Origin of the sequence: Marinospirillum minutulum DSM 6287 (genome assembly GCF_000422325.1) — a bacterium.
GTDB lineage: Bacteria > Pseudomonadota > Gammaproteobacteria > Pseudomonadales > Halomonadaceae > Marinospirillum > Marinospirillum minutulum.
On record NZ_AULO01000010.1, the window covers coordinates 343399 to 356674 of the forward strand.

Annotated in this window: 8 protein-coding genes; 6 read left to right on the forward strand and 2 right to left on the reverse strand. The window is 43.1% G+C overall.

The genetic code is table 11. From position 1 onward, the window contains the following. The first annotated feature begins 145 nt into the window (after positions 1-145). The 6 genes from H571_RS0105210 to H571_RS0105235 all read left to right on the forward strand — a co-directional run bounded on the left by H571_RS0105210 (position 146) and on the right by H571_RS0105235 (position 5787). Positions 146-1348: an MFS transporter gene (locus H571_RS0105210; protein ID WP_027848388.1), complete on the forward strand. Its 1203-nt coding sequence runs from the start codon at positions 146-148 to the stop codon at positions 1346-1348. Between the two features lie 26 nt (positions 1349-1374). Continuing rightward, a complete protein-coding gene (locus H571_RS0105215) occupies positions 1375-1998 on the forward strand; it encodes an SOUL family heme-binding protein (RefSeq protein ID WP_027848389.1) in 624 nt (207 codons plus the stop codon). Continuing rightward, a complete protein-coding gene (locus H571_RS0105220) occupies positions 1998-2726 on the forward strand; it encodes an SDR family NAD(P)-dependent oxidoreductase (protein WP_051168161.1) in 729 nt (242 codons plus the stop codon). Before H571_RS0105215 ends, H571_RS0105220 begins: the two co-directional genes overlap by 1 nt. Before the next feature lie 72 nt (positions 2727-2798). After that, positions 2799-4400, forward strand: coding sequence for a tetrathionate reductase family octaheme c-type cytochrome (locus H571_RS0105225; protein WP_036217621.1), 1602 nt, complete (start codon positions 2799-2801; stop codon positions 4398-4400). Between the two features lie 46 nt (positions 4401-4446). Further along, positions 4447-5055, forward strand: a complete 609-nt coding sequence (locus H571_RS0105230; protein ID WP_156887839.1) for a cytochrome b/b6 domain-containing protein — start codon at positions 4447-4449, stop codon at positions 5053-5055. A gap of 75 nt (positions 5056-5130) precedes the next feature. Next, positions 5131-5787 (forward strand): class I SAM-dependent methyltransferase, encoded by a 657-nt coding sequence (locus H571_RS0105235; protein ID WP_027848393.1) that lies wholly within the window; start codon positions 5131-5133, stop codon positions 5785-5787. On the opposite strand, the gene H571_RS0105240 is transcribed toward H571_RS0105235, so the two are convergent. Next, the gene (locus tag H571_RS0105240; protein ID WP_027848394.1) at positions 5788-6831 is read right to left on the reverse strand and encodes an OmpA family protein; all 1044 of its coding nucleotides are present in this window, start codon (positions 6829-6831) and stop codon (positions 5788-5790) included. 99 nt (positions 6832-6930) lie between these two features. Beyond that, positions 6931-13276 (reverse strand): hypothetical protein (locus H571_RS15940; RefSeq protein ID WP_027848395.1); only part of this gene is annotated, 6346 nt, incomplete at its 5' end.

Below are 13276 nucleotides of genomic sequence, written 5' to 3' on the forward strand. Positions count from 1 at the left end.
GGCAGGCTTACTTTGCGCTGTGGTCGTTTGCCATCGGGGATTAGGTAGCCTGCGGCCATCAGTGCTTTGGCGGCGCGATCTGGGCTTAGGCCTTCGGTGGCTTTACGCCAGCCAGTTGGGTAAAAAAGATATTTAGGAGAAGGTGGTGCAGTCTTCCAATCGAGGCTTGTTAGCTCAAGTATCAGCGGCTCACCTAGTTAGCCACTTTTATATGCTGGTGATTCCGGCTTTACTTCCTGTATTGCCAGAAATGATGCAGGTTAACTTTATGCAGCTAGGTTTTGCCTTGGCTGTGTTTGGTGTGGTGTCTGCATTGGTGCAAGCCCCCATCGGCTTTTTGGTGGACAAATGGGGTGCTAAATCGCTGCTTAAAGGAGCTTTGTTTTTAGGTGGGTTAAGTTATTTACTGCTGGCATTGATGCCTAGTTACCCTGTTTTAATCTTGGCGATGGCTTTGTCAGGTTTAGCCAATGGTGTTTATCACCCAGCTGACTATGCGCTGCTTTCTAAAGGAATGCCCCGTGAGCGTATGGGACGTGCTTTTTCCATTCACACCTTTTCAGGTTATTTAGGTGCTGCCTTAGCGCCGCCGATTATTATAGCTATTTCCTTTACCTTAGATGTGCGCTGGGCTTTTGCCTTTGCTGCCTTGTTAGGTTTTTTGGTTTGGGCACTTTTGCAGTTACGCTCGTTTGAAATTGCGCCCATTAATGTTGGATTAGCAAAAGAAGGTAAGCCAGCCGTAGAGGTTCGCCCCTTGCGCTTGCCGGTATTTACTCTTGGCGTTTTAACTCTGCTATTTATGCTGCTAAGTTTAAGCACGGGTTCGATAGAAAAGTTTTCTGTTACCGCCTTGGTAGAAGGCTTCAATACACCCTTAAATTTGGCTAACCAAGCATTAACCGGATTTTTATTTGCCAGCGCCTTTGGGGTGCTTTTTGGTGGATATTTAGCTGATAAAACTACTAAACACGGTTTTTTAGCAGCCCTAACTTTTGGCTTGGCAGCTGTACTGGTGTTGTTAGTTATTTACTTGCCTTTAGCTGGTTTTGTTTTAGTAGGAACACTAACACTAATCGGCTTCTTGACTGGAGTCGTCGCGCCTTCAAGGGATATGTTGGTTAGAGCTGCAGCGCCAGAAGGTTCAGAAGGTAAAGTGTTTGGAATTGTATCTACAGGCTTTAATTTTGGTGCAATTGCAGGGCCTTTACTCTTCGGTTGGTTGGTTGATAAGCAACTAGCCACCGGTGTGTTTTGGGCAAGCTTTAGCTTTATGGTTGCTACTAGCCTACTGGTGCTAGCACAGGAAATAAAACCCGCAAAAAAGCAGTTTTTAGCTATTGATTAGCATTAAAACACTAGGAGCAAGCACTTATGGTTAGTTTTAAAAGCACACTTGTAGTGCTATTTATTTTATTGTTAGGAGCTGGAAAAGCTATGGCTAGTGAAGAAGCAGACTATACGCTAATGATTAAAGAAGGTGATTTTGAGTTACGAAGCTATGCACCGCAGGTGGTAGCAGAAACCTTGGTAGCAGGTAGCTTTAGTAATGTTGGCAATAAAGCCTTTATGCGTTTATTTAAATACATCACTGGCAACAATACTTCTCAGCAAAAAGTTGCTACGACCTCCCCCGTTACTCAAAGCTCAGAAAGCGAAAAAATTGCCATGACTTCGCCTGTTACTCAGCACCCAGTTAAAAATAGTTGGGCAATAAGTTTTACTATGCCAGCAGGAACAACTTTGGAAACTTTGCCTACGCCAAATGATCCACAGGTTACCTTGCGCCAAGTTCCAGAGCGTCACCTAGCGGTAATTCGCTATTCAGGTTTATGGACAGAAAAAGGTTATTTAGAAAACAAGACCAAGCTAGAAGACTGGCTAGAAGAAAAGGGTTATACCGTTATTGGTGAGCCAGTTTGGGCAAGGTATGATCCGCCATTTAAACCTTGGTTTTTAAGAAGAAATGAAGTGTTATTACCCATAGAGGCGCCTTGATGTCCATACCTAAATCTGTACTTATTGTTGGTGGTTCTAGCCAAATTGGTTTAGCAATTGCCAAAGAATGCAGCGCAGCAGGAGCTGTGGTCAGTGTGATTAGCCGCCAAGCTAAACCTGAATTATTAGCACCTAAAACAGCACCTTTATACTGGTTTCAAGATGCTGAGCAAAGTGAAGAAAGCTGTAAGCAGCAGGTAGACTTAGCTTTAGAACAACAGCCCGAAACTATTTTTATTTGTAATGGTGTGCTGCACAATGATGAGGGTATGCCAGAAAAGAACCTGCTACAGCTAAAGAGCCAGCTACTAGAAAAACGATTTCACTCTAATGTAACGGTTCCTGCACTCTATTTGCAGGCTTTGTATCGTTATTTAACCAAAAAACAAAATATAAAAGTTTTAGTCCTTAGCGCCAAGGTGGGTAGCATTAGTGATAATAAGTTGGGTGGCTGGTATAGCTATAGAATGACCAAAGCAGCACTTAACATGCTAATAAAAAACCTTAGTATAGAAATTGGCAGGGTTAATAAAAGTGCGTGTTTAGTAACTTTGCACCCAGGCACAACAGCTACGCCCTTATCTGAACCTTTCCAAAAAAACTTACCAGAAGGCCAGCTACAAACACCTCACCAAACAGCCATACGGCTTTTAAAGGTAAGTGAAAACCTAAAGCCCGAGCAAAATGGTCAGTTATTAAACTGGGATGCAACTAAAATACCTTTTTAAACTTGCAAGATTAAGGTGTATTGTATATGGCTAATATATTATAAAAGCTGCTAAAGCAGTAAGGCATCGCTGATGAAAACATTTACTCCCTCCCTCTTGCTACGCTTGCTTGCCCTATTACTACTAACATTGTTTTTGGTAGGAAACCTGCAAGCGGCTGATAAACCTTCACAAACCACGGCTGACCACAGTAAGTTTAAAGTGCTGCAGGGCGAATTTAAAACCGCGCCTGAAGTGACTGAAGCTTGTTTAAGTTGCCATACTGAAGCTGCCAGTCAGGTTAAAAAAACCACCCACTGGACTTGGCTTTATGACCATGAAGAAACCGGTCAGCAGCTAGGTAAAAGCAAGGTGATGAACAGCTTTTGCGGCATGGTCGTCACTAACGAACCACGCTGTACTTCTTGCCATATAGGTTATGGCTGGAAAGACATGAACCAACCCCCACCCGAAGCCGACAGCGCTGTGGACTGTTTAGTTTGCCACGACACCACTGGCGGTTATAAGAAGTTCCCAGTTTTGTCGGGCTTGCCTACAGAAATTCCCCGTGAATGGCCTAAGGGCAGCGGCAAAATGGTTTTACCGCCCGATTTAACCGAAATTGCTCAGCATGTGGGTGCTAGTAACCGTGCTACCTGTGGTAGTTGCCACTTTTATGGCGGCGGTGGCGATGGTGTTAAACACGGTGATTTAGACTCTTCTTTGCATAACCCCAAAGCCAGTTTAGATGTGCACATGGCAGCCGATGGCCTGAACTTTAGCTGTTCTGAATGCCACAGCACTTGGGGGCATGATGTTGCTGGTAGCCGTTACCAAGTGAATGCCAAAGATACCCAAGGCGTGGTTAACCCAGGGCATGGCAAAGTTAAAGCCGCTAGTTGTGAATCTTGCCACAATAATGATCCCCACCCGCAAGCCAAGCTTAACCAGCACTCAGAAAAAATTGCCTGCCAAAGCTGCCATATTCCTGAATATGCCCGTGGCGGTGTTGCCACTAAAATGTGGTGGGATTGGTCAACGGCTGGTCGTTTAACTGAAGAAGGCAAGCAGATTAACCAAAAAGATGAACAAGGCCGCTTGGTTTATAGCAGCCAAAAAGGTGACTTTGGTTACGGTGAAAACGTGGTTCCTACCTATGCTTGGTTTAATGGCACGGTGGAATACACCCAAATTGAAGACGAGTTTGATGTGAGTAAACCGCCCTTAGGCGTTAACCGCATTCAAGGCAGTGCGGGTGATCCTGATTCACGCATTTGGCCTTTTAAAGTGATGCGTGGCAAACAGCCTTACGACACTAAACACAATACACTTTTAGCTACTCACGTATTTGGTGCTGACGACACTTCTTTCTGGAAAAACTTTGACTGGCACAAGGCGTTGCAAGAGGCCAGCGACAAAACAGGCTTTGCTTTTAGTGGAGAATACGACTTTATAGAAACCACCATGCACTGGCCAATTACCCACATGGTGCCTTCTGCCGATCAAGCCTTAGAGTGTGCCGCTTGCCACAGTGCCGACAGCCGCCTAGCCGGTTTGCCGGGTATTTATATGCCAGGCCATGACAGCAATGTTTGGCTAGACCGCTTAGGTTGGTTAGCCGTTTTTCTTACCCTAGCTGGCGTAGTGGTGCATAGAGTTGCATTAAGTATTTCTAAAAGAATAAACCAAGCGTGAAGTCGCAAAGGAACCTTATATGAATCAGGAAAGTACGAGCCAGGAAATGATTTTTAAACGTTTTGAGCGGTTTTGGCATTGGTCGCAAGCCCTGCTTATTTTTACGCTAATCGGTACAGGCTTTGAAATTCACGGCAGTTATTCACTGCTAAGTTTTGCCACTGCGGTTGAAGTTCACACCTTTGCTGCTTGGGCGTTAATTGTTTTGTGGGTATTTGCTATTTTTTGGCACTTAACCACGGGTGAGTGGAAGCATTACTTGCCAACCAGCAAAGGCTTGTTTGCCGTTGCTTATTACTATGCGGTTGGTGCGTTTAAGGGCGAAGACCACCCTTATAAAAAAACCACCAATGCCAAGCACAACCCTTTGCAGCGTTTAGCTTATTTGGGTTTTAAATTACTTATCTCACCGGTTATCTGGGTTTCAGGTATGCTGTATTTGTTTTACAGCGATTGGCCAGCCGCTTTGGCTGATGTTTTGTCGCTGCAAAGCGTTGCTTATGTTCACACCGCCGCCGCTTTTGCGATGATGGTGTTTATTATTGGGCATGTGTATATGACAACCTTAGGTAAAACAGTATTTAGTCATATTAAGCCCATGATTACCGGCTATGAAGAGCCAGAAAAACAGGAAAGCCAAGCCAAGGATAGCTAGACTTTAACGCCTACTGTTGGGAAAAGTTCTTAAAAAACGGTATCTTACCTAGTAGAACTACTAATTGGAGGCGTTATGAAAGGCTATCAAGTCCGTAACTTAGATATAAAAGTTGGTACTTTTAAAGGTCAGATTCAGGCGTTAAGTGATCATCAGCAGTATTTTGATCCAACAGGCAGTGCTGCAAAAGCAGGTATTTGTTCTGCGAGTTGGAGTATGTTTGGGCAGCTTTGGCCGGCTAGTCAGGTCTTAGCTAAAGCGGTTAAAAAAATTGAAATAGATGGACGCAGAGTGCTAGAACTAGGCTGTGGTTTGGGTTTACCTAGCCTAGTGTTGCAATACCGTGGTGCAAACATTACCGCCAGTGACCACCACCCCTTAAGTGAAACCTTTCTGAACCACAATACCAACCTAAATAATTTGCCACTTATTCCTTATATGGATTTACCTTGGGGCGTAGTTGGGCCAGAGATAGAGCGTTTTGATTTGATAGTGGGTAGTGATCTTTTATATGAGCCTAATCATGCCGAGTTGCTAGCGGGTTTAATTGGGCGAGTTGCTAAACCTAGCTCTAAAGTAATTATTAGCTGTCCAGGTCGTGGTTACAGAAATAGCTTTAGCCGTTCCATGGCAAAACTAGGCTATACACTTACAGAAAAGCGCCTACCCTTTTCTTTAGGCGAGAAGCCACCCTTTAAAGGCCGCTTACTAACTTATAGGCGCGAAGGTTAGTTAACGTTTAAGGGGTTGAGTAGCTAGTGCATAAATAATGGCTTCAATACGGCGGTTCATTTTATGTGCCTGCTCATTATCTTTAGTATCAAGTAATCGAGATTCGCCATAACCCTTACCCGTTACAAGTTTAGGGTCAAGGTTGTACTCTTTTACTAGCACTTCCACTACTGCCTTAGCTCTAGCTGTAGAAAGCTTCAAGTTGTATTCTTCTGAGCCTGGTGCGGAGGTATGCCCACCAATTTCAACGGCTGTTTCAGGATGCTGCGCCATAAAATCGGCTACTTTTTTAATTTCAGGGTAGTAAGCAGGGTCAATATAGCTAGAGTCATTAGGGAAAAGAACATTAACCCTTATAGCAATAAGAAACTGTTCAACAATAGAACAACCATCTTCATTTACTAGGTGTGTAATGGGCGTATTAGGGCAAAGGTCTAAGCGGTCAACAACACCGTCTTTATCTGAATCAATAATCGGTGCAGGAATAATAACGGTTTGTACGGGCTTGTGAGGATGAATAAAGTCAACTTCACTGGTGTAAAGCCGGTAACGCACGCCTCCTTTAATGCCATAATCCGTGAAGCTTTCTTTCATGCCTTGGTAAACAACACCTTCTGCAAATAAAGACCAGCGTGAAACTAAAGGAAGACTTGCCCCAAGACCCAAATTAACAGCGGAATGACCTTCTCCAGGGGTAAGGCTTTTAAAGCCAGCAAAGGTGTAGAGGTGGTTTTTTTCAGTAAAACGGTACATTAAATCTAAGCCAAGGCGGCGTTCATTATCGCCTTTGGCAAGGTTTGAAGCACGATTATAGTCCTGCTCTGCCCATTCTAGTCTTGCTCCCCACGAAGGGGTAAAAAGTACACTTAGTTCTAATCCTGGCCCTTTGCCCTTATCTAAATAGTCATAAGCCGCTCTGCTTCTTTTCATTTCATCTGTAGTAACCGACTCATAAAAGCCACCAATATAAACACCTTCCTGTGCTGGTAAAAAAACTGGGTAGCCACAAACAAGGCTTAGTAGCAGAAGTCTGCTGATACGCATTCTGAACCTCAAAATTTAAAAAAGTAAAAAACGGCATAAAGCAGCTCTGCTCTATACCGTTGTCCTAGTTTAGGTTAATCGTTTGTAAATCAGCAATAATTACCAGCCACAGGGTTGGTCATCATAAGTTGAAGGCTCTAGTTCATCATTATTTGAATGATCAGTTGCATCAAATAATGAATCGCTATTGCCTTGATCTTCTTCGGTTTGTGAAAGCCAGTTTTGATCTGCTGGCGCTTCTTCAACACCCTTTTCTAAAGCATCCAATAGGGCTTGTTCATTGCCGTTACCAAATATAAACAAGTCATTCATAGCAGCAAAGTCAGCTGGCTCTTGATTCGGGTCACCAAATTCGTTTGCTTCATTAGTGTTTAAAGAATCACTAACATGCGCCTCAAATTCACTTTGATTAGAATACTGCTCTAACATTCTTTGTACATGATCCATCGCTTGCTGTTCGGTTATGGCTGTTTTGCCAGCTAGTTCAACAGCATCGCGAACCTCTTCTTCTGTCGCTGTACGCAGGTCTAGTACAACACCCTCATAAGCAGCATGAATTTCTGGTGTGATAGTAATACCATTGTCTGCATTATCATCCTTATCTAAGGACTGTATAAAAACAGCCATGTTTTCAACGTATTCATCATTCAAGTCTGCACGAGATACATTGGCCATATCTTGAAGGAATACTGCATTCTGTACTAAGTCTTCAGGGCTTGCTTCACCTAGCACTAGGTCACCAACTTTAAAGGTAACGGAGTCACCTTCCCTATATTGGAAACTGCCTTGGCTATCAGTAAAACCAAAGTGTCCAGAAGTGGTGGTATAGGCTATGCCTTCAATAACACCATCAATAAGGGTGTTGGTTTGTAGTGCGCTAAGGTCGTCACTGGTATCTGTTGTACCCATATCTTCAGTAGAAATTGCACTAGCTTCTAGGTGCAAGCCACCAGGGCCATCAGGTATCAGCTGATTAGGTGTGGTTAACTTTAATCCAACTAATTGATCTGTGGTTAGCACTATAGATCCATCAGTAATGAGTAAAGTGTCACCTGCAGCATTAGCTAATAAGCTGTTTGTAGGGATGCCATCAAGTCTTAAAGTTAAGGTTTCACTAGCATCCGTTAGCGCAGCATCAAGGGTAAGGTCATAAGAGAAGCTACCGTCACCATTATCAGTTTCATTAGACAAGTAAGAAGCTGATAAATCAGGCTGATCAGCTAGAGGCGTTACTTCTAAATTAAAGGTTTGGGTAACAGGAGTATTTAGAACAGCCGTACCATCAACAGTTTTAATGCTGGCTTCCATTGCCATAGTGCCGCTGTAGTTTTCTGGTGGATGAATTGCTATGGCTTCAACTTGGGCTGCTGTTAAACCATCAAAGGTAATGCTATTACCATCTACCACTCCTGTAACTAGCGTGCCATCAACCAAGAAGGAAGAGCCTTCCTCATAGCCGCTAAGGGTAAGGTTTAAGAGTTCAGAGCTGTCTTCAAGGGTTAGTTTTAAGCCTAGATTGATACTGCTATCTTCTTCACCGCTACCACCAGCGGTATCAATAGTGAACTGGTCTGCTAGGGGGTTGACTGTTACTTCAACGGTTTTTTCAACTGGTGTAGCTAAAGTATCAATGACATTGCCCGTAGCATCTAACTCAACTGTTTGCACTTTAACGGTTAGGTCGAACTTGCCCTTGTAGTTTTCTGGTGGTACTAGCTTAATGGTTTGAGCTTCAGCAGCAGTTAAGTAGCTGGTATCGGTTAGCGTTTGTTGAGCACCCGCTTCATCAGTATAAGTTGCAGTAAAGTTTTCATCTGCAAACTCATCACTAAAAGTAATTTTTAGTTTCTCACTGCCGTCTAAATCCACCATGATAACGTCTAGATTTAAAGGCATACCAGCGTTGTCTTCATCACCAATTACAAGGTTGGTTTCGGCACTGCCTGCATCAACTTGTGTAATGCCGCTTGCAACAGGGGTGATAGATAAAGTGACGGTATCTGAACCTACCTCTATTTCTTTGGTTACTTTATCAAAGCTATAGGCAGTAATAGCTAGCTTAAATTCGCCGCCATAAGTTCCGGTGGTGTCATGCAGTGTTAGGCCACCAGCGGTAGGTACTTCAGAGCCTTTTAATACCACACTAACTGTGCCATCACTGTTAGCACTGTAGTTACCTATTTTATTGCCATTGGCATCTTGAATAAAAAGCGCATCAGGAATACCACTAATTCTAACCGATGCCATTTCACTGCCATCACTGTCGTGTTGTATAACGGATAAATTTAAGGGGTAGTCTTCAGCTTCATTAATCGTGTTAGTAGAAGGGGTGACTGCTACATCAATTTGATCGACCTGAGACTCTATCGTGATTTTAAAGCTAGTTGTGATGGTTTCAGAAACATTAGCACCACCGTTGGCATCAACGTCTATCCAAGTATAAGTAATACCAAACTCATACTCACCGTGCGTATAGGCATTAGGTACAAAAGCAACGCTACCTAGGTTAGCTGGTGAAACAGTGTAAGAGCCATCAGCATTAGCTGTAACACCTGGTCCAGTTAAGCTGCCGCCATCTTTTGGTGTGAGGGTAATATCGCCTTGTAGCTTTTCAGAGCCGTCAGTATCGTCTGAGGTAATTTGAATATTCAGCGCAATACTTTCTTCTGCACTACCCTCAGCAACAGCATTGGTTTCAGTTCCACCCTCTGCACTCACCTTGCTCTCATCTAGCACAGGGTTAATATCTAAAGTGATGTCTTTAGTTACAGATGCTTGTTTACCATTAGTACCGGTGGCTATAACTTCAATTGTAAAACCAGCATCGCCATTAAACTCATCGGTAGGGTCAAAGTTAATTTGACCTGTACCAACAAAGCTACCATCAGGTAGTTGGTACATGCCGGTAACGTCAACAGCACCATTTGAAACATTGCTAATGACATAAGATAAGGTTGCGCCTTCTGATACGGTTGTGCCTTCAAGTACATTAGTCAGAAGGGTGTCTTCAAGCCCTACATTTTTATTATGCAGGTCTATAACGGGTAAGCTGTTATCACCACCACCGCCTCCAGTAACAGGGGTGTATTCAATAGTAAAGTCACGAGGATCACCAAAAAGAGTACCAGCAGGGTTTTCTGAACTAGCATCATTTTCTTTACTGACGGGTGTAATTTGAAGGTCTAAGGTTCCGTCACCGGTAAAGTCTAGTATTTTTATATTGGCTGAATTTAAAGCTTCTTCAGAAACAACCCATATACCCTTACCAACATTAATTGCGCCTTCAATCATCCAGCTGGTGTTGTCTGCTCCACTTTGATTCTGAACTATATAATACTCAGATTCAGAGGTGTCTGAAGCCGCACCGCCTGCTCCAGGTGTTTCATCGTGGTAGGTATCTTCGATATTTTTATTGTTAGTCACGATAGAGCTTAAAGGTGTAGGTGTGTTGTCAGTAGTTTTGTCTACATTTGAATCAACAACGGTAAACCCTTCACTAGTCCAACCATCTGCTACACCAGTTACTTCAACAGTGTGACCTGTTACTACTTCATCAATATGCACATAGGGCAGGCCGTTAGCATCCAGAGCGCCATCATCAATGGAGTCTTTTAAATAGCGATGGAATTCAATATTAGAAATATCATCATTTGAATGCATCGGCGGAAGAATTTCGACGGAGTCTAGGTCATTTTGATTCAGATAAACTGTGCCTGTAGAGTAATCAATGGCTAAATTATCACCCTTAACCTGTAAATGCTCGCCTGTTTCACCAAGGTTAGGTAGCGTAATTTTTAGATCGTAGCTAGTGCCATTAAAATCATACTGACCTTCTACTAGCGTATCACCATCTTTTGAGCCAATAATTAGGTCTTCACCAATTTTAATCCAGCTATCTTCACTGCCAGATGATTTGCTAGCCTTGTAGTTTTCAACCTTAGGCATAACAACAAGATTCATCGTGTAGTCTGCTACTAGGGTGTCTGTTTCTTGACCTGCATCGCTATCTGTATCTAAAACAGTGACACGAATACCAAAAGATAACTTCCCGCTCATATCTGCTTCAGGTGTTTTTAACTGAATGGCGTAGTCACCAGCGTTGATTTTTTGTAGCGTGTCGTTATCAATTCGCCAATCAGTTGCGCCTGATGCATTTACATTAGCAAGAACTAGTTGATCAAAAAGCTCGTTACCATTTTGGTCAACAACCCTTAAACCGAAGTCTTTAGGTAGGTTTTTAATCAGTGCATAAACATCTTCAGATTGATGCTGGGTTTCACCCGATGCTATTTGAAAACCTGAAATGTCTTGCCAGTCGCTGCTTTCTGTTAACTCTAAGGGTGTGTCTACCCCACTAACTATTGGGTTATCTGCCACACCCGTTAGCTGTACTTCAAAGGTGTCGGTAACAACCTTGGTTTGACTACCGCCTACGCTACTATCCCAACTAGGCTCGGTTGCCGTTTGGTGTAGAGTTAAAGTGAAGTCTTCATTGCTATCCTGTGGTGGTACAAGTTTGAGGTTTTCAACAAAGCTATTAAAAGCACCTTTAGAGGTTAATACTAAGTCACCTGCTTGAGCCGTGTAGTTGCCGTTAGGGTCTAAAACAATTTTTATGCTAGTTTCACCCGATGCATTCAGTAAATTGCCGCTTTTATCAAAAATAAACGCATCGGCTGGAATACCTTGAATTTCAAGCTCTATCACTTCGGTATTGGTGTAATTGCTTTGGCTAAAGTTAATTTTTAAATCAATGGCTTCAGATATATCGTAAGTACCATCAGCGTTTTGGATTAACTCACCCGTATCTTTATTTCGACCACTATCTTCTGGGGCGATAACGCTGGTTGCAGAAATCAAGCTTTCAGAAAGGTCAGCGCTACCTGCAACCTGAATAGTTAAGGTATCTGCCTCACCCCAAGTTTGATCTACTTTGCCCTTGTCACTCCAAGTCTTGTCAGAACCTTTGCCATCCTCATCCCTATCAATAACGGCGGTTTTTATCTTAAGACTAAGCTCGCCATTAAAGTTATCAGGCGTTTTAATTTGTAGGGTGTCTAGCTTATCCGCAGGAATATCTACGTGTGTGTTTGATGAGCTGAAACGGAATGTTTGTGTGTTTCCATCCGCATCTTCGTAGCGTAATCTTGTGCCACTAGGTAGGTTGGTATCTTGGTCTGTAAAAAACCTAACAAGTGTATTACTTTCACTGCCATCTGCATCACCCGTTGATGCGGTAAGCTCGTTAAAGACATTAGTGCCATCGGTCCAGCCAGCATCTAATGCTGTCCAACCAGCATCTTCTAACAAGGTATTTTGATAGGTGACTGTTTCAGACCCTAGCTTTCCTAGTGTCCAAGGTTGATCAGCTTCTGGGCTAATAACGATAGACTGAACAAAAGTATCGATAGAGCCGTCAGTCAAGGTAACTTCATAGCTTAATTCGATATCTTTGCTGCTATCAACGGCGGGTGTAAGCGTTAACTCTTGTGTGGCTTGCCAGCTATTAAGGGTGTAAGAACCATTTGTCACGGTGATAGGGTTGCCGTCACCATCTTTTAAAATAGCATTATTAGGAATGCCAGAGATTTTTATGGAAGCAAACTCATCGCCTGTGTAAATTTGATCTAGGTTTTCTAAGACTTCAATGTTCCAATTACCATCTTCTTGGGTATTTTTGTTGTCTTCCACCACTGCAAAATCTAGGTCACGAATAGTAGTTGTAACCGTGGCATCGTCGTAGGTTACGGTTTCATAAGCACCACTGCCATCACTGGTATTAGCAGCATCTTCACTATAAGAACCTTTAACTAGGGATACAGTAAAAGTTTCACCGTTATCGGCTAGCGCATCGTTTATAGCGGTAGCACTGAAGGCCGCACCTAAAGTAACCGTGGTGCTACTAACAGTATAATCAGCATTGCTGGTGGTGCCGTTATTTTTAAAGTTAACCTCAACATTACCGGCAGGTTGGTCTGCCAGTAGAGCACCGAATTCATCCACTGCTTTGACTACATAATAAGCACTGGTCTCAGCATCTTCATGAATCTGCGTAGCATCAACAGGGTTGCCATTATCATCTAATAAAAGATTGCCCTGATTATCCGAAGCAAATAACTTTAGAGTATAGGCCGAGTCATTGTCACTGGTGTCGGCTGGGTCATTGGCCGTTTCATCAAGAATAGTGGTGGTTACTGTGGCTTTATCGTAAGTCACGGTTTCATAAGCACCACTACCATCGGCAGTATTGGCGGCATCTTGGTTGTAAGACTTATCCACCAAAGACACGGTAAAGGTTTCGCCACTATCCGCTAAGGCATCGTCGACTGCTGTGGCACTAAAAGCAGTACCTAGAGTAACGGTGGTATTGCTGGTGGTGTAATCTGCATTGCTGGTGGTGCCGTTATTCTTAAAGTTAACCTCAACCTCACCTGTTGGCTGATTA